Raw genomic sequence first — 23,747 nt, forward strand, 5'->3', positions numbered from 1 at the left:
CAAACCTCGTGGCAGATATGGTGTACGCACTTTGGCACCCGTCAGACAAGATTACGTTTAGGGCGTATCAAGATTCGATGAAGCCACGTGAAAATTCGGCCACTAAGCAGCGGGGGAACGCAGGGGGATGCGCATGCGGATCTGTGCACCCCCATCTCGACGGTTGAGCGCGGTCAGGTCGCCGCCGTGCGCAACGCAGATCGCCGAAGCGATCGACAGCCCCAGGCCACTACCCCCGGCGTGCCGCGAACGCGAAGACTCGGCCCGCCAGAAGCGCTCGCATACCCGATCCAGATGTTCCTGCGTGAAGCCCGGTCCGCGGTCCTCGGCCAGCAGGATCGCATCGCCCTCGGCAAATTCGGCGCGCAGCACCAACGCCTTGCCCGTGGCGGCATAGCGCAGTGCATTGTCGATCAGCACCGACAGCAATTGCCCGATACGGTCGCGGTCCGCCAGCAGCGCCAAGTGCCCCGGCACCTGCAGCCGCACCTGCATACCCGCGGCTTCCAGGGATGGGGCAGCCCAGGCAATCCGTTCCCGGCACAGGTCTTCCAGGGGGAATTCGCTCAGGTGGAGTGCCAGCTTGCCGATATGCGCCATCGACAGCAGATGCAGATCGTCGGTCAGTCGGGTGAGCTGCTGCAGCTGGCGCATGACCGTATCAAACTGCCCCGGCTCGGCCTGGAAAACCCCGTCGATAATGCCCTGCAAACGTCCGATGGCAGCCGTCAATGGGGTGCGCAGTTCGTGGGCGATGGCCGCGCTGGACTCCTGCAACTCGCGATCGTAGCGCTGCAGTCGTTCGGCCATGTGATTGAAATCGGTCGCCAGATTCTGCAGCCCGGGTGGGGTGTGCGGCACCAGCTGTGCCCGTGAGGAGAAGTCGCCGGCGGCGATTTCTCCAGCCGAGAGCGCCACGGCGGTTAGCTGCCTTGAGAGTCGCAAGGATACCCACACGCCGCCGGCGACGATCAGGGGTAGTGCCAACGACACGAGCCCAGCGAAAATCAGCATGTCCTCGCGGATCACGTCTGGTGCGAAATAGTCGCCGTACAGATACTCCCCGTAGATCTGCCTCAAGCGCGCCTGATTTTCTGCGGGTGCGGCTTCCAGCAACTGGAGCTCCTGTCTCACGGGCTCGGGGATTGCCTCCCGCAAGCTGGCATTCCATAGCGCGAAGCGGTACCACATGCCGCCGCCGACCAGGGCCAGTGCCAATACCGCCAAGGCAATCATGCGCAGGCTGATCCAGCGCCACAGCGTATCGGAGCGGCCCTTGGCCGGGGTGGCGGTACGAGTGCTCATGAGGGATTCCTGAACCGATACCCGAGCCCTCGCACTGTCACCAGCACACCGGTGACACCTGCGACTTCCAGTTTTCGGCGCAGGTTGTACATGTGCGCATCGACCACGCGTTCCATTGCACCGCTTTCCGGCTGGCAGGTGGCGAGCAACTCGCTGCGGGTGAACATCTTGCTTGGGGCCGCCATCAGTAGCGAGAGCAGCTGGAACTCGGTGCGGGTCAGGACGAGCGGGGCAGAAACGCCATCGTCAGCATCGATCGACGCCAGCGCGGCATCCAGGTCGACCACCAGCGGACCATGCCTCAGCCGGCCTGCTGTCGACAGCGCCTGCCCATGCCAACGCCGCAATACGGCATGTACCCGTGCCACCACCTCGCCAGGGTTGTACGGTTTGACCACGTAGTCGTCGGCGCCATAGAGCAGCGCGCTGATGCGCTGCGAATCACCGCCTACCGCGGTGACCATGATGACGGGTGTCGGCGCATGCTGGCGGATGGCGCTCAGCACCTCGTTGCCGTTGAGCCCTGGCAGCATGATGTCGAGCAACACCAGATCCGGCCGCCATCGGGCGTGCAGCTCCAGCGCCTGTTTTCCATCGACCGCATGCTGGGTTTGGAATTTGTCCCGCTTCAGATACGCCGCCAGAACCTCGGCGCTGTCGAAGTCGTCCTCGACGATCAGGATGCGTTCTTGGCTCATTGCTGGAGCCTCTTCACGCAATCTTGATGATCTCTTGAAACTGCCTTGATGTCGCAATGCAAAGCTCACCTCCATGAACCGGTCGCCGGGACGCCACCCCCATACATGCCTTGAATGAAGTTTATCGCTATCACGAACGACTCACTCAAGTCAATAAAAGGGTGTCGGTCCGACCAGTGCAAGAACAACGGCCGCCACGGGCCGTCCGGACATGGACTAGGAGCCAACGTGAATCACATCGACAAGCGACTTATCGCGCAGTACGCCAGCGCCTTGCTGATCTGCGCCACGGGCACTGCGTCAGCGCAAGCCGAACGCGGTCCCGACCGGCGCTCGGAGCCCAAATCGGAAGTCAGCCTGGGCCTGGGTGTTGGAACAGCCCCTGAATACCTGGGCGCCAGGGACGTTCGCGTCCAGCCGGTGCCCATGGTGTTCATCAAGCAGGGCCCGTTCTACCTCGATAGCGCCCGTGGCCTGGGATACCGCTACGAAACCGGATCCGGCCTGTTCTTCGGCCAGGCGTTCAACTGGGACCCGGGACGGACAGACCGTGATTCGAACTATCGCCCAGGGTCGGACCGCCTGCGGGGTATGGGTGCCGTCAAGGGCTCACTGGTGACTACGGCCGAGGTCGGCTACAGCTTCGCGCCCTGGCTGGCGGTGCGCGCTGAAGGAGAGTTTGCGCTGACCGAGCGCGATCGTGGCAATCGCTACAGCCTTGGGCTGGAGGGCGGCCTGTGGAGCGAGGGGAAGAACGAAGTCTGGTACTCGGTCAACGCCCACTTCTCCGACGGGCGCTTCACCCAGTCCTATTTCGGCGTCACGCCGTCGCAAAGCTCGGCCACCGGATTCTCACGCTACACGCCGGACCGCGGGCTCTACGCGTACTCCGCCTCAGTGAATTGGGAGCACCGCTTTACCAAACATTGGTCGGCACTGATCAGTGTCAACGCCGTCGACCTCGCCGGCGACGCCGGCAAGAGTCCCATCGTGCAGGAGCGGTTCAACACCTTCGCCCTGGGCGCCATCAACTACACGTTCTGAAATGGATACCCTGGAGTCCACCTACTGTGGCATAGACTTTGCCACGACCGAGCACCTCGCCGTGCACCGGGTGATGGGCCACGAGATCATCCGCTACACCATCGAGCAGCGCTTCCAGACCATCAACTTCGGCATCTCCAACGAGCCAAGCAAAGTCGAAGCCGGTTGCCAGCTGCGGATGCGCTACGCATGGATCGAGGCCTATCCGAAATGGCTGGGAACCATGCTGCGCCCGATGCTGCTCAAGGCCATTCTGCAAGACAGCGGCACCACAAAGGCCGATGCGAGCGGTACAGCATGAAACCGCATCCACACACCTTGGCTGCGGGCCTGCCCACGCTCACCTGGCTGCAGTTCCTGACCTCTCTGGTCGACTGGATGCTGTTGGTCTTCCTCCAGCTCATGGTCTTCCAGCTCACCGGGTCGGCCTTCAACATCATGCTCTTGGTGCTGTGCGAACTGGTGCCCATGCTGCTGCTTGGCGCCTGGGCCGGCGCCATCGTCGACCGGATGAAACTCAATCGCGTGTTGTTCTGGTCCTGTGCCGCACGGCTGCTGGTGAGCTTCGCGCTGCTGGTGCAGGTAGTACGCGGTGAACTGGGCGCGCTCTATGTGATCGCCGCGCTCGGTGCCGCCTGCAACAGATTCTTCTCGCCGGCCGCCAGCGCCTTGCTGCCCAGAATGGCATCCGAATCCGCCTTGCAGCGAGCCAACGCGCTGATCATGGGTGTGCGCATGGGCGGCATGGCTGCGGGCACAGTGCTGGCCGGTGTCCTGGCCAGCCGGTACAGCCTCGACCTGGTGGCGATCCTGATCGGCGTCCTGCTGCTGCTCGCCGGGGTATGTTGCCTGCTGCTACCCGCCGTGGTTCACACCCCTTCGACCGATCCTGAGCAAGGAATCCTCGACGACCTGCGCGAGGCGATCGCGCGCTTCGGCGGCGTCTCGCTGGTGCCGCTGGCGGCCAGTGTGTTGGTCACGCTGGCCTTGGGCAGCTTCGAGATCCTGGCGCTGGTCTACGTGTCGCAGGTGCTGGGCCGCACGTCGAGCGACGTCGGTCTCCTGTTCGGCGCCTACGGCCTGGGCATGCTTGGCGGACTGCTGCTGTCGTCCTGGCGCGGGGCGATGCCGCGCTACGGGCAGGTGATGGTCGCCAGCCTGTTCCTGATGTGCTTGAGCACCTGGGCCCTGGCCCAGATCGACTCGCTCATGCTGGCGCTCGTGCTGGTGACGATGGCCGGCGTAGCGGAGGGGCTGGTGTTGTCCCTGAGCCTGTTGCGTCTCTACACCAGCGTCCCCAACGCATACTGCGCCCGGGTGGTCGCGCTGCTGGATACCGCCACAGCGGCATCGTTCCTCCTCGCCGTGCTGGTGACCGGTGCCGTGGCGGATATCGTCCCGGCGACCGCCTTGCTGGAGTACATGTCCTGGATCTTCGCCAGCTTGCTGCTGCTCGGCATCGGTGCGTCCAGAGTCGGGACTCGCCGTCGCGCTTCGAACCTGGGTGCAAAGGAGGCGGGCGATGCGTAGCGTCAGATTCAATTGGGCATGCCTTTGCCTGGGCTTCACCATTTTGCTGGTCGCCAACAGTGGGGTGTCAGCCAGAGTCGGCCCGGCCCGAGATCCGGATACGGTCGCCACAGAGGTTCATGACACCTCCTGGTGCCACATAGTGCTGACACGGAGCTGGTCGTGCTGGGCACGTCCACGTGTGCAGTCCTCCTGTCCCTGGTGTGGATAAGCCCTGATGAACAAGATGACCTCCGTCACCGCGCTGTACGCCGCGCTCGCTCTGCTTCTGGCCGGGTGCTCGTTGGCGCCTCGGTATGAACGCCCAGCCGTGCCGCTCGCGGCTGGTTACCCTCGTGGGGCGCAACCAGTCAACGCCCCGCAGGCGGCTGTCGCCGAGCTAGGTTGGAAGCAGGTGTTCCCCGATGCGCGGCTCCAGCGCCTGATCCAGATCGCCCTGGACAACAACCAGGACCTGCAACTGGCCGCGCTCAATGTGCGGCGCGCCCAGGTCCAGTTCCGCATAGAGCGGGCTGCGCAGTGGCCCACCCTCAACGCGGCACTGCGACAGAGCAAGGAGCGCCCCGAAGTCAGCGGCGACATCGCCGCCTATGGCGTGGGGATCACCGCCTACGAGCTGGATCTGTTCGGCCGCATCCAGAGTCTCAAGGAGGCGGCGCTGGCCAGCTACCTGGGCACGCAAGCCTCCCGCAAGACGGTACAGATCGGCTTGGTGGCGGCCGTCGCCAGCGGCTATCTCACGCTGCTCGCAGACGACTCGCTCTACGACGTCGCCTGGCAGACCGTGCAATCGCGCAGTGCGTCGCTGTCACTGATCCAGCTTCGCCATGCCAACGGCATTGGCACCGAAACGGACCTGCGCCAAGCTGAGGGCCTGCTCGAGAATGCCCGAGCGAGCCTTGCGCAGTACGAGCGCCAGCGCGCACAAGACCTCAACGCCCTGGTCCTGCTGCTCGGCGTGCCGAGCTGGCCCGCGGACCTCGCCCAGGGCGACGGCGCATTGCCTGCGCTCGACGGCTTTCTCGCCGACCTGCCAGCTGGTCTGCCGTCGGCGCTGCTCACGCACCGGCCTGATATCGAAGCCGCGGAACACCGGTTGATGGCTGCCAACGCCGACATCGGCGCCGCCAGGGCCGCATTCTTCCCACGGGTGGAACTGACCGGCTCGTTCGGCCGGGCCAGTACCGGCCTGTCGAACCTGTTCAACGAAGCCACGCGCGCCTGGTCGTTCACCCCACAGATCACCGTGCCGATCTTCGACTTCGGCGCGAATCAGGCCAACCTGGATGCAGCCAAAGTCGATCGCGAGATCGCCACCGCCCAGTACCGGAAAACCATCCAGGTGGCCTTCAGCGAAGTGGCCGATGCGCTTGCCGGCAGCGCTACCTGGAAAGAGCAACTGCGCGCCACGCAAGCACAGGCGCAGAGCGCCCGCGCTGCATTCGCGCTGCTCGACCTGCGGTACCGGAACGGTGGGGTCGACTACCTCGCCGTGATGGACGCGCAGCGGACGTTGTTCGAGGCAGAACAGGCACTCGTCCAGGTGCGAATGGCGGCGCTGCACAATCGCATTACCCTCTACAAGGTCTTGGGTGGCGGTTGGAGTGCCGAAACCGTACGCCTTGCAGCTCATGACAGGTACGGGGCAGCGCAAGGGCGTACCTCCGCAGGTTCCGGGCTATCTACGTCTTCTTTCAGCGCTGCTGCTTCACCAACTCGGCAATGACGTGCGCCAGCGGCGTCGTCCCCCGACGCTGCTCGGCATCGGGATCTGTCCCTGCGGCGATGTGGCGGCTGTTGATGCCTTGGCTCATGGTGGTGAATCCCGCGAGCGCGGCAGTGGAGAAGTGGGCATCCACCAGCGCGGCGGGCCAGTCTGCTTCGGGTAGCGCAGCCACACCGATCGGTCGCTTGAGCACGGCTTCCATGGCTGCGGCAACGTCGTTCGGCGAATACTCTTCAGGGCCGGCGAGGGTAACCGCCCGGGTACCCGTCCATTCCTCCAGCAGCAAATCAGCCCCCGCTTGGCCGACATCCGCCGTGGCCACCATCGAAACGAGGCGTTGCGGCGGGACCAGGAAACTCGGCAGCGCGCCATTGCGCAGGGCCCGCTCCACCATCGGGGTCCAGTTTTCCATGAAGTAGGCCGCACGCAGGAAGGTGACGGGGATTCCCGTACCGCCAAGCCGCTGCTCGAACAAGCGGTTCATCTGGATCCAGCCGGTGCCGCTCTCGCGGTCCGCGCCAATCGAGGAGAGCGCAACCAGCTTGGGTACAGACGCCGCAACGGCAGCGTTCGCAATGACATCGGCAATCAACTCCGCCAGCTCAAACAGGTTTTCACGGCTGTAGTGCTGGGGGCTGATCACATAGGCACCTCTGACCTGACGTAGTGCCGCTGTGACCGAATCCAGGTCGGTCAGGTCGGCAACGACAACCTCGGCGCCGCGAGCAGACCACGGTCGCCCGTTTTCCAAATCGCGCACCACAACGCGCACGGGTTGCTTGGCACGCAGCAGGGCATCGGCAGCGGCGGCGCCGGTGCGGCCGGATACGCCGAAGACGGCGTAGGGATAGGTAGTGTTCATGCAATATCTCCTGTTCAGTCGAACCTGAAGAGTGCATCCTGAGCCTGTATGTCACAATGGCATGAACGGTATAGTGACTATGCGCCAAGTGGATTTAGCATCGATCGACCTCAACCTGCTCAAACTCTTCGATGCGCTCGTTCGCGTGCGGAGCGTTACCCAGGCGGGACTGCTCCTGGGCTTGAGCCAGCCGGCGGCCAGCCGCGCCCTGGGGCGTCTTCGGGTGATGCTGGGGGACCGCCTCGTGGTGCGCGGCAAGCTGGGGTTGGAGTTGACCACCCGCGGCGAAATGCTGGCAGGCCCGGTGGCCCGGTTACTGGAGGACGCCCGGAGTATCGTTTCGCCGGCCGTCTTCGATCCGGCCACTGCAACGGGACGGATAACGATTGCGGCCCATGACCACCTGAGCCTGATGGTCGGGGCCGGGCTGATTGCCCGCTTCGAGCGCCAGGCGCCTGCGCTGAGCCTGCATATCGCGCAACCCATGGGCGACAACGTGCGCCTGGTCGAAGAAGGCGCTGTGGATCTCGCCCTGGGGATTTTCGACGCATTGCCCGGCAGCCTGCATCGTCGCGTCCTCTACGAGGACAAGCTGGTGTGCCTGGTGCGGTCAGGCCATCGCGCTGCAGCCGTCGGACTCGATCTCAAGCACTATCTGGCCCTGCGCCATATCGCGGTGACCATTTCAGGGGTGGGAGAGAGCGCGGTTGACACTGCTTTGTCGAAGAACGCGCTCGACCGCCACGTTGCGCTGCGAGTCCCTCACTTTCTCGCCGGCGCGATGATGGTCGCGGACAGCGATATGGTTCTCACGCTCCCGAGCCGATTGGCGCGCCTTCTGGCCGATCGGCTGCCCCTCGTACTCCTGGAATTGCCGCTGCAGATGCCACCTCTGTCGCCTGCGATGATCTGGCACGAGCGCTTCCATAGCGATCAAGCCCACACCTGGGTTCGGCAGCAACTGGTCGACGTGGTTGCAACGAGCGGCTCGACGCCTGCATGACGGATTCATCCCGGTAGCCCCGCACGGTCATAGCGCAAAGAAAGACGCCGGAAGCGATATGTCAGATAGTTCTGATTTGCCGTCGCACGCTTCGCAGATTGGATCACGGGTAACGAGGATCGCGACGCACCTGGCAGGTCGCGTCAATGCGAGGCGGTCCGATACAGGTCACCCACGTTCCGCCACAGGGGTTCATCTCTCATCGGTGCCAAGTCAGGCAATGGACCCGAACTCCATGCTGATCGGCTCAATCAGATTGAGGAATGCCTGACAGTCCGCATTGCCGGCCCAGCTATCGCAGATGATTTGCGACTGTGCCTGAGTCACGGCGAAGGCGATATCCATGAAAATTCCGTCCTGCAGCCGGACCAGCCTTTGCCCGCGCCAGCCGGGCTGGCGAGACAGGTGGTCTGCGATCATTTTGACATGGGCCGCGCGCATGACCTCTTCACTGATACCCTGGCGCAATCGAAACCGCCCGACCTCAATGCCATCTCCGGATTGCATCAATGCCAGCCCCCCGGCTGGGGCCGCGTAGTGTCCTATGCTGCCAAACTCGGTAATCGTTGCGCGGAAATCGGCAAATTCCGCCGACGAGCCTACTATTTCCGCTGCCGCCTCGGCCGCTTCGGGGCTGGCCCAGAGAACTACATCCGCGCGGGCGCCCTGGCCCTTGCCATCGCTGAGTGACTGCCATCCCCCGAAGCCCGGCAGTCTTGCGGCGAGCATGCATGCGTTGCGGCGATGTCGGTCCGCTTCGGTGGGATTACCAACCTTGTAAGTGACGATTTCAATATAATGCTGAGTCATGGGCCATTGGCTCCTTAATGTGCTGCTCGTTGAAGCTCCACTTTAGCTGCCCCCCCTGACACCTTCTGTCAGGGGTATGCTTCAGGCTGGCTCCATGAAAATTCTTCGGCTCTTCGCTCTTCTAGATCAGCTTCGCCTCGCTCGTTATCCCATTTCAGCCGATGTGCTTGCGCAGCGTCTTGGTGTTTCGCCGCGCACTATCTATCGCGACGTAGCCAGTCTTCAGGCAATGGGCGCGCCGGTTCGGGGCGAGTCCGGGCTCGGCTATCAGCTGGAAAAGGGGTATTTCCTGCCTCCGCTACAGTTCGATCCCGATGAGATGGAAGCGATCATGCTCGGCTTGCGCCTTGTGATGGCGCGTGATGGAGGCGGCTTGCACAACGCGGCCGAGCGCGTTTCAGGCAAGGTCGCCGCAGCTATGGGCACAGACAGGGGCGAGAGGTTCCGGACGCTGCCTCTTCTGGCTGCATCGCGGCCGCGGGCGAGCGACGATCTTGCCGCGAAATGGAGTGGTACCTTGCGCAGGGTCATTCGCGAGCGGCGTATCGTGGAACTTGCCTATTGCGATGTCGAAGGTCGGCACAGCCGCCGTCACCTCCATCCTTTGGGGATGACGCTTTTCGACGAAGCCTGGCTTCTGACGGCATGGTGCACGGTACGTGAAGATTTCCGGAATTTCAGGTTGGACCGGATCACCGGGATCAAGGAGATGGACGAGTACTTCCGTCCACAGAACGGGCAGCGCTTCAAAGACTACCTTGCACAGTTGTGAGTATCGCACTCGTTCGATGGCAAACGTAGCGGCGGGCGGAAAATCAAGCCCGGCACTGTCGAAGTACCGGGCCCACCACAATGTTCCCGCTTCGCCGGGATTTTCGTAGCGCTACGTCAGAACGCGATTTTCAGCCCAACCTGCCCATTGAGGCTGGTGAAGCCCGAGCCGTCGATGCTGTGCTCCACGCCAATGCGCGCGTTCACCGTGACATTCTTGCGCACCTGGCCTTCGACACCGGTCTGCAGGCGCAGGGCCGTGCCAGGCAGGTCGTTGCTGAAGCCGACATCGCCCTGGGTCGGGGTGCTGAAGCGCGTGCGGGTGCGATCGCCCACACGCTGCAGCAGGTCGGCACTTGCCCAGGTCGTGCCTGGCGCCTGTCCGGACAATTGCAGATCCTTGCTCAGGCGGGCTCCTAGACGCAGTAGCGCGGTGTCGGTGCTGGGGAACAGCACCCGGCTGGCAGCATCGGACGCATCGCGCAGGTTCAGGTGCTGGTACACCATCTGGGCCTGCGGTTGCAGGTGTAGGCCCGGTGCCAGCTCGTAGCGGCGACCCGCCTCGAGCGAGGCGGCGACGCCATAGCCGCCCGTGGACAGCTTCATACCCTCGTTCGAGTGGCTTTTCGTGTCGTAGTAAGTGCCCTGGAGCACCGCGTCGAGGTAGCTGCCATGACCATCCAGCCAGGTGCCGTAGAGCCCGAGGCTGTAGCCGGTGAAGTCGCTGTCGCCGGCGCGCGAGCGGGAGCCGGCCGCGTCGACGTGATCGGTCCAGCCATTGCTTTGGCCGATCGCCCCGTACAGGCCAGCACGGGTCGAGGCTTCGCCACGCTGCGCGCCGTACAGATCGCCCCCGATCTGCAGCGCGGCGATATTGGCTTCGCTGCGTACATTGTGACCTTGCAGGCCACTTCCGGCGCCGCTACTGCGGTCATTCTGGCCGATGACCCGCGTCCACACGCGCTGGTCGTGTCCCAGTTCCAGGTCGGCATTGGCGCCGCGGCGTTCGTGAAACGCACCCAGCACGGCATCACCATAGCGCACGGCCTGAGTTTGCAGCGCGCTGTACAGGGAGGTTTCGGCCCGGTAGTCGGGTTGACCGTTGCTTTTGTTGCTGACCAGGAACCAGTCTTCCGGCGCGCCGCTGCCTCCGCGCTGCAGGCTATAGCGATAGGCGCCGGCCAACACCGGGTTGCCCAGATCGAAGGCGGTAGCCTCGGTGGCGCCGCCATTGGTAGTGACCACTACCGGAATACCGTTGCCAGTGGTCTGATCGCCCAGGCCGCCTGCGTTGTGGATCTGCAGCACCGACAGGCCCGTAGCCTTGCCGCCATCTATCACCAACCGGTCGGTGAGCGAGCCGCTATTGCCCAACACCGTGTACAGGCCAATCCTGCCACCCAGGCCATTCAGGTTGTTGACCGTCAGGGTACGGCCCTGGGTCATCGGCAGCGGCGGGGCAGTAAACCCGATCGTCCCGGCATTGCTCAACTGGTTGACGACCGAATTCGCGGTGATGTTCCAGGTGCTGGCCGCATCCACGCTGAGATCCAGCGGGTCGATACTGCCGGTCAGCATGGCACCGTCGCGCAAGAGCAGCGCGCTACCGGGCTGCCCGATGATGTTGCTTTGCAACCGGGCGCCGCCCCAGCGGCCATCGAGCACCAGCTGTCCGCCTTGCACACGGGTGTCGCCGCGGTACAGCGTCTCTCCACTGAGCGTCAGCGTCCCCGCGCCAATCTTGGTCAGACCGCCAGTCCCCGCGATATTGCCGCTGAATGTCGTGCTGTCAGCCTCGGTGGCGTTGTTGGCAGTCAGCACTGCGCTGCCCAAGGTGATCGCCCCCGCGCCGGTCAGCCGACTGGCCACCTGCTGGTAGCCGTTGAGGTCGAGCGTTGCGCCGCTGTTGATCACCACATCGCTGCTTTGCGCGAATACGTTGGCCGCGCCAGCCCGCAGCACGCCGCCATTGACGGTGGTGCCACCGCTGTACGTGTTGCCGGCGTTGGACAGTACCAGCAGGCCCTCACCTGACTTGGTCAGGCTCTTGCCATCCCATCCGCTGTTGAAGGGGCCCGTCTGGTTGGTCAACGCCAGATCCACGTCAAAGGCGGTGTTCTGCGCCATGGAGAAGGTGCCTGTGCCCAGCGTCTGGCCGCCTTGGGTCCAGGCCAGACGAAAACCGAGGTTGTAGTCCTTGCCGTCGGCAGATATGGCGCCTGTCGCCGGCAGATAATCCGGGCCGATGTTGGTGAGCGGATTGTTGTTGAAGTTGCCGGTTATCCCGCCGGTGGTATGCAGCACCGTGTAGGTCTGACCCTGGATCGCGCTGGCGCGTACCGGTTGGGTACCAGCGTCGAAGCCCTTGACGGTCAGGGTACCGTCCAGGTTAGCAGTCTGCGCGGTGATGTCCGGTGAGGCGCCAAGCGTGACGGCCAGGTTGGCGCCGCTGGTCTGGGTGAAGGAGCCACCTACCACCAGCGTTGTCGCCTGCTCGCCAATATCCGTGCTGGCACCGGACTGGGTAGTGAAGTCGCCCGTAGTCGTGAACGCGCCACCATGCTCGAAGCGCAGCGTACCTTGTCGCACGTCCACGGACCCGACCTGAGAACCCGCCCCAGCGAGCACTAGTGTTCCGTTGCCAGTCTTGGCCAGTCCGCCGGTGCCGCTGAATACGCCATTGAAGGCACTGCTCTCGGTGCCGGAGGCGTTGTTGGCGGTCAGCGTGGCGCTACCGAGCAGCACTGAACCGTCACCGGAAAGTTGGTTGGCGATCTGGTCGTGGCCGTTGAGGTTCAGGGAACCAGCACGGTTGACGATCACGTTGCTGCTCTGCGCGAAGACGTTTGCCGCGCCGGCCTGGAGGACGCCGCCGCTGATGGTCGTGCTGCCGGTATAGCTGTTGGCGCCGGCCAGCACCAATGTACCCAGATCGGTCTTTTCGATGCCGCCCGCGCCGCGCAGCACCGAAGCAATGCTGGCTGAAAAGCCGGCGCCGGCCGCTGTCCCGTCGCCCACCCGGATGATGTTGCTGCTGGTGGACAGGGTGATCGGATCGCCCTGGACGCGGTAGCCGTCAATTGCGAATTGCATGCCTGAGGAGGTGACATCGCCACGGCTGTTATCTACCGTGACAGTACCCGGCGCCCCTGCGAAGGTTGCGAAGCTCCCATTGGCGTAGGAGTCGTTGATTGCGCCGGAAGCAATGGTCCAGTTGTCGTTGCCGCCAGCGCTTTGCCAAATGCCGTTGCCGCCATCGACGAGGTTGTTGTGCTTCGGTCCGTTGTCGCCGTCCCAGAAGGTCAGGTGCAGACCGGCACGATTGACCAGGTTCACTTGTCCCGGGATCGAGGTCAGCAACGTGTTGTCACTACCTGCGGGCATGCTGCCTAGCGCAAGACCATTGTCGATCAAGGTTCCGCCGTAGTTGAAGAGCCGGTAAAGGCCGGGGCCGTACGTACCGCCTGGCGAGGTGGAGACATTGAGCGTGCCGGCCAGCGACAAATCACCGCTGACGACGGTGAGGTCATTCAGAGCCCCTCCGGCCGTGCCGGCCTGACCGAGCTGATAGTTCAGTACGGAACTGCTGGTAAGCGTGAGGTTGCCATTGATCGTCAGAGTGCCAACTGGATTTCCCGCGCCGCCCGGGGCGAGTGTTCCGTCGTTTACGACGTTCCCAACCAGGGTTCCACTGCCTCCCAGGGTCGCGTCCGATTGCACGTGGATCACCGGCGTAGTCAAAGTGCCGTCGACGCGCAGCGTACCGCTGGCGACCGTAGCGCTGGTCGCGAAACCGCCAGTACCGGTCAGGGTCCAGTCATTGCCCTGCATCGACAGCGTCTGGAAGTTGCGAAACTTGGAGGTGTCCCCCACGTTGGCGCCCAGCAGGATCAGCTCGTTGCTGCCACGGCCACCCAGCACATTTCCATTGAGCACCGAACCGGTGTCGAGGGTCAGCATATTGGCAAAGGAGCCCGATTGTTCAAACACGATGGCATTGCCGCCGCTTCCGGTGATGACTCCCTTGTTGATCACCATGCCGTCGGCGCCGTTCAGCGCAATGCCGGTCTGCCCGACGATGGAGCCGGCGTTGGTGACGCTGATCGGTCCAGCGTCGGAAGCCGTTGACGCAGCGCCGCTGTAAATGCCGTAGACCGTCCCCTTGATACTCCCGCCCGCTTCGTTGTTGACGAAGCCGCCGTAGGACGCATTGACGGCGCCAAAGTACACGCCAGCACCGGATCCCGCGTCCTTGCCGCTTCCGCCAACAAAACTGGCTGCGTTACCATTGATCGTCCCGGCGTTCACGAGCACGTTGGCCGAGTTGTACCGGCTGCGTACATAGGCAACCCCGCCCGCGCCGCTGATACTTCCGCCCGCGAGATTCGAAACGGGTCCGCCACCATAGGACCAGATCCCAGAACCCAACTCTCCGGTCACGGTACCTGCGTTCACGACATGGAGATCGGTAAGCAAGTCGGTCCCTGAAATCCCGGAGCGGCCACCTGCTATGGTTCCGTCGGCATCGTTCGTGATGACGCTCGTGCCGTGGAGTACCGTTACACCGTCGCCGGCCGGGAAACTCGCGCGAATCTGTCCACCGGCGAGGTTATGAACCGTATTGGACACCGAGGAGGTGGAGCCGGAAGACAAGTAGATCCCCGCATACCCGCCCAGCACCTCACCACGGTTGACGACGTCAGCCCCTGTGCCGCCGTTCGGTAGGGAGGCACTCAGCCCGTAGTAGGTTCCGCTGATGGTACCTGCGTTGTTCATCAGTATCTGGCCGGACGCGGCAACGCCAGAGTACCCCTGGATCAATGCACCGGCAGCGTTGGTCACGCGAAGCCCGGCAGCCCCATAAATCCCCTGGCTACCGCCGCTGATGACATGCTCGTTGAGAACGCTGCCCGGTCCGTTCAGCCGTATAGCCGGATCGCCTGACGATTGAATCGTTCCGCGATTGGTGATTTCCCAGGTGTCGCCCGGCCTGCCTACGATGCCCGAACCGCTTCCCGGGGCAATAGTCACCCCGGTCCCCACCAGCACTGTCGAGCCCGGCTTGGTCAGGTTCACCGTACTCGACTGATCGATGTCGATCGTCTGGTCGTAGATTTGGGCGACGGCGGTGTAGGGGAGGAACAGCGCCGTTAGGGCAAGACGTACCGCCAACGTGGTGCTATGCAGTTGACCGGCCTCGGATCCGGAATGCAGACAACGATCTGATGCCAGCTCGAAGGGCCGGCAACATGGCAAATTGCGCATGCTTGTACCTTAGTGTGGAAGACAAATCCGGTAGACTTGTCGAACCGAGGTCAGCCGCCCTGGCGGCAAGCTTGCTCTATGGAGAGGGTTCCATTATAAGATTTGTCCTATAAGAAATGCGAAAAATACTCTGACAAATCGTCACCAGCCTCGTAACGCAGAACGTAACGTGCAGCTTGGAAGAAAAAGGATCGGAGAACCTCTATCAATCCGATTTGGAGCGATTCCCGATTCTTGGGTGGAGGCGGGCAGCCCCTAATAAAGGGACAACAGGCGTGCGGCGGCCATCTGTGGGTCCCAGCGGATTTAAAGCCCGTTTGAAAATTCGCCGTAGATGCGTTCTAACGTTCGGATGTGGAAAAAGGAACATCGAGAGCGGCAGGCAAGCATGGTGGCCAAGACAAAGCGGTAGCCGCGCGATCTGGCGGACATGGAATGGGCAGCGATGGAGGGGCTGCCGCTGAAGCCCGCACAGCGAGGGCGGCGCAGGAAGGCCGATCTGCGGGAGGTCATCAACGCCTTGCGATACCTGGTGCGCTCGGGGTGGGCTGGCGCATGCTACCCAAGGACTTTCCGGCCTGGAAAACGGTGTACTGGTGGTTTCGCCGACTGATTCGGTCGCCATCGACGATCAGTCGTGAAGTAGCACGCCACGGCGGGTTGAGCCGATACAGGGCAACGTCAACGGATGGGAGAGCCTGGGAGCTCGTGTCTGGCCATCAACGGCAAACTGCGCCGCGTTTCACCATTCTCGCGAAGGTGAAGGGCAAGGATACCGACAGCGTCGTATCCGCACTGAGCAAACAGGTTCACAAGCTGCCTGCGGATCTGCGCCGAGCGATCACATGGGATTGAAGCGTGGAGCTCGCACAGCACAAGCAACTCACAATCGCGACCAACGTGCAGGTCTACTTCTGCGATCCACAAAGCCCGTGGCAGCAGGGCACGAACGAGAATTCCAACGGACTGCTCCGGCAGTACTTCGCCAAAGGCACCAATCTGCCCGGCTACTCGCAAGGCGATCTGAACAAGATCGCCTTGCAATTGAATCAGCGCCCCAGCCGCGTTCGGCTGCGGCGCGCGGTGTCACCGTCCCGCGACCGCCACAAGTGCCTGCGCCAGGCAACCGTCGTGACGCGCGAGTGTCTCGAGTGTCGAAAAATGCGTGCAACCCGGTACGTGGATCAACTCGACCGTCTCGCCGGAGGCCGCGCACGCGGCCGCATATTCATCCGACTGCCGCACGAGTTCCGGCAATTCCGCACCGCCGACCGCGACCACCGTTGGCACGCCCTTGCCGATATGCTTCAGCGGGCTGAATGCATCGATCTCCCGGGCCGACAACTTCAGTTTGTGGTTGAGCCATGACAGGCTGATCGGCTCCAGATCGACGAGCGCACTGATCGGCAGCGCACTCGTCACGACCGGGTGCCCGCGATACATCGCAGTCAGGTGCCCGCCAGCCGAATGGCCGCTCAGCACGAGCGGCCGCTCTCCCGTCCCGAGCCCGTCGCGATCGGCCGCAAGATGATCGAGCAGGCGACCGATTTCACCGACAATCTGTGTCATCGAAGCGTCGGGCGCCAGCGTATACTCGGCGAGTACGACGTTGAACCCGTGCGCGAGCGGGCCGCTTGCGATGAACGCGAAATCTTCCTTCGCGCAATTCTGCCAATAGCCACCGTGGATAAATACGAACGTCGGCGCATCAGGCTGCCCGCATGCGATCCAGTCATAGCGTTCACGCGGGCTGTCGCCATAGCAAAGGTCGCGGCGGCACGACTCGCGCTCGTAGAGCTTCGCGCTGCGCGCCTGAAAATCGGCCAGTACGGTGGGAAAATCGGGGATGGCATCGACGTTGTTGTAAGCAACGTCGAGCGCCGCGCGGTCCATGCCGCGATAGAGCGTCATCATGTTCGTGTTCTCATCGGTTCCCAGGATAGACGGACGTGCTGCGCACGGGGCGATCGCGACGGAACGCAGGCAAAATCAAACCAAACAACTTCGCACTGCTTTGTAGTTGATGTCGTGCGAATTCCCGGCCGTTCGCTTGCTGAGCGTCGCACATTGGGCATCATCCCACGAACGCTCGCCCGGCACTATCGTGGCAGCGCCATTCAGATCGAAAGCACGCCATCTTTCACCGTAAGCAGGCGCGACGATGAACGACATACCTTCCAGTTGCTGCCCGCTCCGGCAAGTTGATCAGCCTTGCGGCACTCGCTTGCCAACTCCGGTTGCAGGGTGGACATGAGGCGACGCCGAGCGTCGTTGGTCAATCAAGCCAACCGCAAACGCCGCGGCGAGCGCGGGCAAGCCGATCGCCATGAAGTTCTGCTCGAGCGGCAGCTCGATTTCCACCAGGATGCCGATCACGATCGGCGCAAGAATGGCGCCGCCGCGACCGACGCCAAGCGTCCAGCCAATTCCGGTCGAACGGATCGCCATCGGGTAAAACTGACTGGCATACGCGCTGTTGACGATCTGAGTCCCGATGGTCGTGGCGCCGGCGAGACCAACCAGCACAAACGACCAAAAGGTCGGCACGTTGTAGCCGAGCATCGTAATCGACACCGCTGCGAGCAGATACATCACGACCAACACCCGCTTGGCCTGGAACGTGTCCGCGAGCCAGCCGCCACCGATGGCACCGATCACCGCCCCGAAATTCAGAACCAGTACGAAAGTCAATGCGGAGCCGAGGCTGTGCCCCGCATTCGCCATCAATTTGGTCAGCCACGAACTGAGCGCATAGACCATGAACAGGCACATGAAACAGGCGATCCAGAACATGATCGTGCTGTATCCTCGGCCGTCGGCAAACAATTGCCGAACCGGCGCGCTGTTGACCTTGTCTTCGCTCGGAACGCTATATCGGTCACCCGGCTCCGGTTGGTAAGTCGGATCGAATTTCCCGGCGATGTACGCCAATTCCGCTTTCCGGTCGCGCTTGATCAGGAACGGTATCGATTCGGGCATCCATTTCAGGAGGAACGGAACCAGCAACACCGGCGCGCCCGCGGCGATGAAAACGGATTGCCACCCGTAAAGCTCGATCATTTCCTTGCCCATCATGGCGGCCAACATGCCGCCTATCGAATAGCCGCTGAACATCACCGCGACCATCGTGTTGCGAATTCGCCGCGGCGCATACTCCGTCATCTGGGCAATGACATTCGGCATCACGCCCCCGATGCCGACACCCGCCATGAAGCGGGCGGCGGCAAATACAACGGGCGTCGTGGCCAATCCGGCGGCGGCAGTGAAAACGCTGAACAGCGTCAGGCAGATGGCGATGGCCCGACGGCGTCCTATCCGGTCCGCGATCGTGCCAAACACAATGTTTCCGAACATCATGCCGAATAGCGCGGAACTCATCATGAAGCCGGCCTTCGCCGGATTGACGCCCATCTCCTTCATGATCGAAGGCAATGCGATGCCGGCAACAGCCAGATCGTACCCGTCGCACACGATAATCAATGCGCACCAGAAAAGAACCACGTAATGCAAAGCACCGAGCCTGGCGTCGTCGGCCAGCGAATGCAGGTCTATTTCACGCATGAACATCATCTCCTTTTGTCTCGCAGGACCCTGCAATCGTGGGAACGCCGAGCGTCGACAAGCCCGGTGTTCCCACGACCTTTTAAAGGCCCTCGGATCGTTTTCTTGTTTTGAATACGGGTATTGAATGACTCCTGGCCCATTGCCACGAATCGTCGGACGCACCTTTTCGTGAAGACGCGCAGCGTTTCGGTACTGGCGCGTCGTCACGTTCGCTGTCTCGTCGGGTCGTGGAAGGGCGGGTGTGTCGCAGGCGGGGCACGTGGCAAGTGGAATCCGTATAATGCTTTTGGAGTGGAGACCTGTCCGGGCATCCGGTCGCTCGCCGCGACCGGGCGTCGCACACGATCCCATCATTCCCGGAACATGCGCGGGTGACTATCGCGGTTGCGTCGCCAATATCGGAAAAACGCCATTTTTCGTTGTCCGTGACAACGAGCGGCCCGCCACCCAGGAGACCAATGATGAACGACCGGCTTCCCCGCCTGCACCCGCCGGCGTTGCATTTCCCGCCGCTCTTGCCCGGTAGCGATATTCCGCGTGGCGCGCTGCTGTTCCAGTCCGACGACCTCGAGCACGCGCGCACCAGGATTGGCCGCATCTATCGCCCGTATCGGTTCACGGCCGGCGAGCGCCGCACGATGCCCGTCACCATGTTCAAGCTCGACGGCAACGGCATGGCGCTGACATGGTTCGCGTACGGCACCGACATTTCGATCCGGCCCGAGATTTGCGGCGACTTCGCGCTCGTGCTCACTACGCTGGCGGGACGCTCGGAAGCCCGCAGCGGCCCGGTCGATCATATGGGCGGCACCGGATCGACGGTGCTCGTCGCATCGGATGCGCGAGCGGAATTCCGCTACAGCGCGGACAACGTACAACTCGGCGTGCGCGTCGACGCGTGCCGCATCGCGGACATCTGGCGCAGCATCGCGGGGCGCGAGCCGCCGTCCGCACTCCCCGTGCCGGCGCTGCTTGATGCGCCACGCCGCGACCGCTGGCTCGCCTCGGTTCAATTGGTCAGACAGTTGCTCGATCCCGACGCGCCGGCCGCGCTCAGAGCGATGCAACTCCCGCGGGCGGAAGAAATCCTGCTGATGTGCCTGGTCGGCGAACAACTGACCGACGCGCTGCCGGCGGAAGGCGGCGTTGCGTCCGCCTGCGTGAGACGCGCGGTCGCGTTCATCGAGGAACACGCGGAACGACCGCTGACGCTGATCGACATCGCGGCGGCATCGCATTGCAGCGTCCGCACGCTGCACCGTGCGTTCCAGCAATGGCGCGATGTCGGCGTCATGCGCCATCTGAAGGACGTGCGTCTGCGGCGCGTGAGAATGGCGCTGCAGGATCCGGACGAAACGGCCTCGATCACCGAGATCGCGACGCGCTGGGGATTCGCCCATCTCGGGCAGTTCGCCACGGACTATCGGAAAACGTTCACGGAACGGCCGTCCGACACGCGCGCGAAGCGCTAGCCTGCATGGCCGGCGAGCGATGCCTGTACAAGCAAAGCCGGCGTCGGCGCGAGTCGCGGGAGATTGACGAACCGGCGTCCGCTCGCCTCGACACGTAGCAGTCCTGTCGGACTCGCCCCGATGCGTCGCCGTGTCCAAACGGATACCCGCGCACCGACTCGGAGAAGCAACGCGATATTCTCGAAGAGTCTGCGGTTTTCAACAGCGGCCTCGGGCAATGCGTTCACTGCTCGGGAGCGCCAACTGGCGGTCCCGCGACCGTTGCATGGCGTACAGCCCGGGCCGCGGCTACAGCCAGCGCCAGATACCCGCAGCCCAACCGGCGAGTGGGAGATGGGCCCAAGTCGCTGCGAGCCAGACGACGAGGCCGCCCAACAGCGCGTGCAAGCCGAATCCGCCCAGCCGCGCACGGCCGGCGGCGATCGCCGCGAACGGCAGATAGCTGGTCTTCGACTCCCATGCGGGCCAGAGATCGGGCTGGAGCCGCTCCTTCTTCCGGTCCTGCAATGCGGCGCCGACGAGCGCGAGGAGGATGATGGCCGCTGCGACTATGATGTTCTTGGCCACCGGGAACACCGCGACGTGGCAAAGCCCCCAAAGTGCGAACGACCACATCATCGGGTGGCGCGTCACCGCGTACACGCCGCGCGCCGCGTCCGGGAACGTGCGGGGCCGGCCGCCGGTGGGAAGCGCAGGGTTGCGGATCAGAGAGCCCATCAGGAGGATCGACGCGATCAGCATGACGGCGGTCACAACCGCCCAGAGCGCGTTTCCTACCGGCCATAGCGGTGCCGTCAGGGGCGCCTTTAGGTAGGCCAGGATCAGCCAGCCGAGCGTCGAGACCGCTATCAGCGAATAGACGCCCTGAAACCCCGCTTCGCCAAATGCGCTGACCAAACGCCTGCGCAGCGGATGGGATAAGAGAAAGTGGCTGCCCACAAAGGCGACTGCCGCCGCCGCAACTGCGTTGGTGCTTCCCATTTGGGCCGGCTCCTCAAGTCATATCGTCGGCTGACCGTATCGCCCTGCGGATTCAACCGGTCAGCGCAACGAATTGATGGAATCGCTCAGCCGGTGTATCGAAGTCTAGTGGTTTTCGCGGACGGCATTGGCCGCTCAGACTTCGACCGGGTGCATTGCCTTGCATCACCGCCTGTATCGCGGGGTTGATCGGGTGGTTTTCCATGCATTCGACCTGCTGGCCCATGGCGGAAAGGACATTCTCGCCCGGCCCATCCTGGAGCCGGAGCGGAACGACGGTATGTCGGCGGAAGACTAGACTGGAATCAGCTGTGCAGGCATGGTGAGCTCCGGAACCGCTCCCGGATGGCCGTCATGCCACTGTCTCGGGCCTAGTCTGTTGCTGTCTTGTGAAGCCATGAAAACGGATCCACGCCGCGGTGCCGCGAAGGGCATTGGTCCGTTGCGGATGTTGGAAGCGTTTGCACTTGCCATGCTCGTACTGGCTACCGTCGGTGTGGCATGGCTGCTGCTTAGTCCTGCCGGCAGAGACTGGCTGGCAGGACTCACTCCACTCGAGCAGCGCTGCCTGGGGGCGTTCTGCCTGATCGCGGGCGTGCTCGGAGCATGGTACTGCGCGCGCCAGTGGCGCCGGATCGGCTGATCGCCGGAGGTAGCGCTGCCTGCGCCACTATGAGTGATCTACGATACACATGCAAAAGGCTATATGTGATCAATTAGCCATTTGCGTGAATCCGTGTTCCAGGCCTCGGGAGGCCATCATGAATCGGATCTGCCGCCCGACACCGGTCCGGGCGCCCGTGTACGCGTCCGAACCGGTCTCCTCTGCGTGGCGCCCGGTGTTGGTGGTTCCCGTGCCGAGGGGCTATGGCGCCGCTTTGCAAGGGTCAGGCATTGCCACTGCGCAGCTTGAACAGGCCGACCGTGCGCGCCAAACTGTGCGCCTGCTCGTTGAGCATCGACGACGCGGCGGTGGACTGCTCCACCAGTGCCGCGTTCTGCTGCGTGGCCTGGTCCATCTCGGCGACACTGCGATCGATCTGGCTGATGCCGGCGCTCTGCTCGTGCATGGCGCCGTCGATCTCGCCGATGATGCGGGTGACGCGCTGGATCTCCTCGACAATCTCGCCCATCGTTGCGCCGGCCGCCTGCACGCGTTCGGCGCCGGTTTTGACGCTGGCTTCCGAGGCCTGGATCAGGTCCTTGATCTCGCGCGCGGCGCCGGCGCTGCGCTGTGCCAGCGTGCGCACCTCGCCGGCCACCACGGCAAATCCGCGGCCGTTTTCGCCGGCGCGAGCCGCTTCTACGGCGGCATTGAGCGCCAGGATATTGGTCTGGAAGGCAATGCTGTCGATCACGCCGATGATCTCGGTGATGCGCGCCGATGACCTGGCGATCTCGTCCATCGTGCTGACCGCGCCCGACACCACCTCGCCACCACGCGCGGCCGTCGTGCTGGCCTCGCCCGCCAGGCGCGTGGCCTGCAGGGCGGCTTCGGCGGAGTTTTTCACGCTCGTCGTCAGTTCGGTGAGCGCGGCCGAGGTTTGCTGCAGGTTGCTGGCGGACGCTTCCGTGCGGTGCGACAGGTCGCGGTTGCCCATCTCGATCTCGCCGGTGGCCGACGTCATGTTGTGGACGCCGGTGCGCACCTCCAGCAGCACCTCGCCGATCTTGTCGATGAAGGTGTTGAACGAGGCGGAGATCTGCGCGACTTCGTCATTGCCGACCACGGGCAGGCGGTGCGTCAGGTCGCCGCCGCCAGAGCCGATGGTGTCCATCGCATTGCGTACCTGTGACAGGCGGCGGAACGATTGCGTGGTGAAGAAGGCGGCGATGCCCACTGCCGCCAGCGTCAGCAATACCATCGCCACGCCCAGCGCCCGCACCACGTTGCGCAGGCCGGCGGTAGCCTCGGCCTTGTCCAGCGCGATCACCAGGTACCAGTCGGTGCCGCCTACGGCCTGCGCCTTGAGCAGCTTGGGCGCGCCGGCCAGCTCGACCTCCAGCGGCGCGGTGGCCTTGGTCAGCGAGGCCAGCATATCCGGCGTCAGCGAGGCGGCCACGTCCGTAGCCGGCTTGAGCATCAGCCTGGCATCGGGGTGGGCGATGACCTGGCCGTCGCGCGCGACCACGAAGGCCAGGCTCGACGGCGTCGGGTGCACGGCGGCCACCACCTCTCGCACGCCATCCAGCGGCACGGCGCCGCTCAGCGCGCCGGTGGCCTCGCCGTTGCGCATCAGGGGCGCTGCAAACGACACGTACTGCACGCCCGTCGCCACATCACCGTAGGGCTTGGTGACGGTCAGCTTGCCGGCGGCGATTGCCGACTTGTACCAGGGGCGCACGGTCGGATCGTAGTCCTTGGGCGTGGTGGTGCTGCTGGAGTAGAACGTCTTGTCGGTCCAGCCGATGGTGGTGATCGGGAAACCGTCGGCTTGGCCCATGTGCTTGACCAGGCCGCGCGTATCGCCGTGATCGACCTCGTCGGCTGTGGCCTTCACGGCCTGCGCCTTGGCGTCCACCCACTTGTCGATGGCAAGCGTATTGCCGTTGGCGATGGCGGCCAGGTTTTGGTCGATGCTCTCCATCGTATTGTTTCGCACAATGGAATAGGTGGCGGCACCGGACAGCGCAAGCGCGCCGATCACGGTGGCGGACGAAATGAGGAGGATGCGGGTGCGGAGAGAGGACATCGTGATGCTTCTTGGGGTTTGAG

17 protein-coding genes and 2 pseudogenes are annotated in these 23,747 nt (G+C 63.5%); 10 read left to right on the plus strand and 9 right to left on the minus strand.

Going from position 1 to position 23,747, the window contains the following annotated elements; translation table 11 throughout:
- Nucleotides 1-102 precede the first annotated feature (102 nt).
- Nucleotides 103-1,236: a sensor histidine kinase gene (locus P3W85_RS23370; RefSeq protein ID WP_276266526.1), complete on the minus strand. Its 1,134-nt coding sequence runs from the start codon at nt 1,234-1,236 to the stop codon at nt 103-105.
- A 65-nt stretch (nt 1,237-1,301) separates the two neighbouring features.
- Complete coding sequence (locus P3W85_RS23375; RefSeq protein ID WP_276266554.1) at nt 1,302-2,003, minus strand: response regulator transcription factor; 702 nt, start codon at nt 2,001-2,003, stop codon at nt 1,302-1,304.
- Nucleotides 2,004-2,231: 228 nt separating this feature from the next.
- On the opposite strand from P3W85_RS23375, the gene P3W85_RS23380 reads away from it, so the two are divergent.
- From P3W85_RS23380 to P3W85_RS23395, 4 genes are all read left to right on the plus strand, one after another.
- Nucleotides 2,232-3,047: a MipA/OmpV family protein gene (locus P3W85_RS23380; protein WP_276266527.1), complete on the plus strand. Its 816-nt coding sequence runs from the start codon at nt 2,232-2,234 to the stop codon at nt 3,045-3,047.
- A 1-nt stretch (nt 3,048) separates the two neighbouring features.
- Nucleotides 3,049-3,348, plus strand: coding sequence for a hypothetical protein (locus P3W85_RS23385; protein WP_276266528.1), 300 nt, complete (start codon nt 3,049-3,051; stop codon nt 3,346-3,348).
- A complete protein-coding gene (locus P3W85_RS23390) occupies nt 3,345-4,577 on the plus strand; it encodes an MFS transporter (protein WP_276266529.1) in 1,233 nt (410 codons plus the stop codon). Before P3W85_RS23385 ends, P3W85_RS23390 begins: the two co-directional genes overlap by 4 nt.
- Nucleotides 4,578-4,794: 217 nt before the next feature.
- Nucleotides 4,795-6,303: an efflux transporter outer membrane subunit gene (locus P3W85_RS23395; RefSeq protein ID WP_276266530.1), complete on the plus strand. Its 1,509-nt coding sequence runs from the start codon at nt 4,795-4,797 to the stop codon at nt 6,301-6,303.
- Here P3W85_RS23395 and P3W85_RS23400 read toward each other — a convergent pair.
- Entirely contained in the window at nt 6,272-7,165 is an 894-nt protein-coding gene (locus tag P3W85_RS23400; RefSeq protein WP_276266531.1) for an NmrA family NAD(P)-binding protein, read from the minus strand. The two genes, P3W85_RS23395 and P3W85_RS23400, sit on opposite strands and share 32 nt — an antisense overlap.
- 79 nt (nt 7,166-7,244) lie before the next feature.
- Between P3W85_RS23400 and P3W85_RS23405 the strand changes: the two genes are divergently transcribed.
- A complete protein-coding gene (locus tag P3W85_RS23405) occupies nt 7,245-8,168 on the plus strand; it encodes a LysR family transcriptional regulator (RefSeq protein WP_276266532.1) in 924 nt (307 codons plus the stop codon).
- A 213-nt stretch (nt 8,169-8,381) separates the two neighbouring features.
- On the opposite strand, the gene P3W85_RS23410 is transcribed toward P3W85_RS23405, so the two are convergent.
- Entirely contained in the window at nt 8,382-8,978 is a 597-nt protein-coding gene (locus P3W85_RS23410) for a hypothetical protein (protein WP_017228019.1), read from the minus strand.
- Between the two features lie 94 nt (nt 8,979-9,072).
- Between P3W85_RS23410 and P3W85_RS23415 the strand changes: the two genes are divergently transcribed.
- Nucleotides 9,073-9,750 carry a helix-turn-helix transcriptional regulator gene (locus P3W85_RS23415; RefSeq protein WP_276266533.1) on the plus strand — a complete coding sequence of 226 codons (678 nt, stop codon included), beginning with the start codon at nt 9,073-9,075 and terminating at the stop codon, nt 9,748-9,750.
- A gap of 116 nt (nt 9,751-9,866) precedes the next feature.
- Here P3W85_RS23415 and P3W85_RS23420 read toward each other — a convergent pair whose 3' ends face one another.
- Nucleotides 9,867-15,014 carry an autotransporter outer membrane beta-barrel domain-containing protein gene (locus tag P3W85_RS23420; protein ID WP_276266534.1) on the minus strand — a complete coding sequence of 1,716 codons (5,148 nt, stop codon included), beginning with the start codon at nt 15,012-15,014 and terminating at the stop codon, nt 9,867-9,869.
- A 352-nt stretch (nt 15,015-15,366) separates the two neighbouring features.
- Between P3W85_RS23420 and P3W85_RS23425 the strand changes: the two are divergent.
- Nucleotides 15,367-15,632: pseudogene (locus tag P3W85_RS23425) on the plus strand (transposase); the annotation flags it as partial.
- Nucleotides 15,633-15,752: 120 nt separating this feature from the next.
- Nucleotides 15,753-16,079 (plus strand): annotated as a pseudogene (locus tag P3W85_RS45595) (IS30 family transposase); the annotation flags it as partial.
- Between the two features lie 21 nt (nt 16,080-16,100).
- Here the strand turns inward: P3W85_RS45595 and P3W85_RS23435 are convergent.
- Both P3W85_RS23435 and P3W85_RS23440 read right to left on the minus strand, forming a co-directional pair.
- Nucleotides 16,101-16,928, minus strand: coding sequence for an alpha/beta hydrolase (locus tag P3W85_RS23435; RefSeq protein ID WP_276266535.1), 828 nt, complete (start codon nt 16,926-16,928; stop codon nt 16,101-16,103).
- 291 nt (nt 16,929-17,219) lie between these two features.
- Nucleotides 17,220-18,575, minus strand: a complete 1,356-nt coding sequence (locus tag P3W85_RS23440) for an MFS transporter (protein WP_276266536.1) — start codon at nt 18,573-18,575, stop codon at nt 17,220-17,222.
- A 461-nt stretch (nt 18,576-19,036) separates the two neighbouring features.
- On the opposite strand from P3W85_RS23440, the gene P3W85_RS23445 reads away from it, so the two are divergent.
- Nucleotides 19,037-20,050, plus strand: coding sequence for a helix-turn-helix transcriptional regulator (locus P3W85_RS23445; protein WP_276266537.1), 1,014 nt, complete (start codon nt 19,037-19,039; stop codon nt 20,048-20,050).
- A gap of 288 nt (nt 20,051-20,338) precedes the next feature.
- Here P3W85_RS23445 and P3W85_RS23450 read toward each other — a convergent pair whose 3' ends face one another.
- Nucleotides 20,339-21,031 carry an NnrU family protein gene (locus P3W85_RS23450; protein WP_276266538.1) on the minus strand — a complete coding sequence of 231 codons (693 nt, stop codon included), beginning with the start codon at nt 21,029-21,031 and terminating at the stop codon, nt 20,339-20,341.
- A 397-nt stretch (nt 21,032-21,428) separates the two neighbouring features.
- Here P3W85_RS23450 and P3W85_RS23455 point away from each other — a divergent pair, with 397 nt between their 5' ends.
- A complete protein-coding gene (locus tag P3W85_RS23455) occupies nt 21,429-21,674 on the plus strand; it encodes a hypothetical protein (protein ID WP_276266539.1) in 246 nt (81 codons plus the stop codon).
- A 244-nt stretch (nt 21,675-21,918) separates the two neighbouring features.
- Here the strand turns inward: P3W85_RS23455 and P3W85_RS23460 are convergent, their stop codons facing one another.
- A complete protein-coding gene (locus P3W85_RS23460) occupies nt 21,919-23,724 on the minus strand; it encodes a methyl-accepting chemotaxis protein (protein WP_276266540.1) in 1,806 nt (601 codons plus the stop codon).
- Between the last annotated feature and the right edge of the window lie 23 nt (nt 23,725-23,747).

Source organism: Cupriavidus basilensis, from assembly GCF_029335485.1.
In the GTDB taxonomy this organism is placed as follows: Bacteria; Pseudomonadota; Gammaproteobacteria; order Burkholderiales; family Burkholderiaceae; genus Cupriavidus; species Cupriavidus basilensis_E.

Coding starts and splice junctions, on each gene's coding strand:
- P3W85_RS23370 (WP_276266526.1), bottom strand. CDS start 1,236: ATGATTGCCTTGGCGGTATTGGCACTGGCCCTGGTCGGCGGCGGCATG.
- P3W85_RS23375 (WP_276266554.1), bottom strand. CDS start 2,003: ATGAGCCAAGAACGCATCCTGATCGTCGAGGACGACTTCGACAGCGCC.
- P3W85_RS23385 (WP_276266528.1), top strand. CDS start 3,049: ATGGATACCCTGGAGTCCACCTACTGTGGCATAGACTTTGCCACGACC.
- P3W85_RS23390 (WP_276266529.1), top strand. CDS start 3,345: ATGAAACCGCATCCACACACCTTGGCTGCGGGCCTGCCCACGCTCACC.
- P3W85_RS23395 (WP_276266530.1), top strand. CDS start 4,795: ATGAACAAGATGACCTCCGTCACCGCGCTGTACGCCGCGCTCGCTCTG.
- P3W85_RS23400 (WP_276266531.1), bottom strand. CDS start 7,165: ATGAACACTACCTATCCCTACGCCGTCTTCGGCGTATCCGGCCGCACC.
- P3W85_RS23405 (WP_276266532.1), top strand. CDS start 7,245: ATGCGCCAAGTGGATTTAGCATCGATCGACCTCAACCTGCTCAAACTC.
- P3W85_RS23410 (WP_017228019.1), bottom strand. CDS start 8,978: ATGACTCAGCATTATATTGAAATCGTCACTTACAAGGTTGGTAATCCC.
- P3W85_RS23415 (WP_276266533.1), top strand. CDS start 9,073: ATGAAAATTCTTCGGCTCTTCGCTCTTCTAGATCAGCTTCGCCTCGCT.
- P3W85_RS23420 (WP_276266534.1), bottom strand. CDS start 15,014: ATGCGCAATTTGCCATGTTGCCGGCCCTTCGAGCTGGCATCAGATCGT.
- P3W85_RS23435 (WP_276266535.1), bottom strand. CDS start 16,928: ATGATGACGCTCTATCGCGGCATGGACCGCGCGGCGCTCGACGTTGCT.
- P3W85_RS23440 (WP_276266536.1), bottom strand. CDS start 18,575: ATGCGTGAAATAGACCTGCATTCGCTGGCCGACGACGCCAGGCTCGGT.
- P3W85_RS23445 (WP_276266537.1), top strand. CDS start 19,037: ATGATGAACGACCGGCTTCCCCGCCTGCACCCGCCGGCGTTGCATTTC.
- P3W85_RS23450 (WP_276266538.1), bottom strand. CDS start 21,031: ATGGGAAGCACCAACGCAGTTGCGGCGGCGGCAGTCGCCTTTGTGGGC.
- P3W85_RS23455 (WP_276266539.1), top strand. CDS start 21,429: ATGAAAACGGATCCACGCCGCGGTGCCGCGAAGGGCATTGGTCCGTTG.
- P3W85_RS23460 (WP_276266540.1), bottom strand. CDS start 23,724: ATGTCCTCTCTCCGCACCCGCATCCTCCTCATTTCGTCCGCCACCGTG.